This window comes from Streptomyces sp. BE303 (genome assembly GCF_036290945.1).
In the GTDB taxonomy this organism is placed as follows: Bacteria; Actinomycetota; Actinomycetes; order Streptomycetales; family Streptomycetaceae; genus Kitasatospora.
Window position 1 is genome coordinate 1 of the sequence record NZ_JAQYWZ010000925.1, and the last position, 394, is coordinate 394.

Here is a 394-nt window from a genome sequence, read left to right on the forward strand (position 1 = left end):
CAGCCAGGCCCTGATACCGCTTGTCGACGCCATCCCGCCGATCCGCTCACGGCGCGGACCGCGACGCCGCCGTCCCGGCACGCTGCACGCCGACAAAGCCTACGACCACCGCTTCATCCGCGCCTACCTGCGACGACGGCAGATCCCGGCCCGCAGCGCCCGCCGAGGCGTCGAGGGCTCCCGGCGCCTCGGCCGCGGGCGTGGGGGGGGCGGGCGCGCCCCCCCCCCCCCCCCCCCCCCCCCCCCCCCCCACCCCACCACACCAACCCCCACAAACAACACCAACAACAACCCCCCCCACCCCCCCCCCCCCCCCCCCCCCCCCCCCCCCCCCCCCCCCCCCCCCCCCCCCCCCCCCCCCCCCCCCCCCCCCCCCCCCCCCCCCCCCCCCCCC

Annotated in this window: 1 pseudogene; it reads left to right on the forward strand. The window is 82.5% G+C overall.

What is annotated here, in order from left to right:
* Positions 1 to 202 (forward strand): annotated as a pseudogene (locus PUR56_RS37915) (IS5/IS1182 family transposase); the annotation flags it as partial.
* Positions 203 to 394 lie beyond the last annotated feature (192 nt).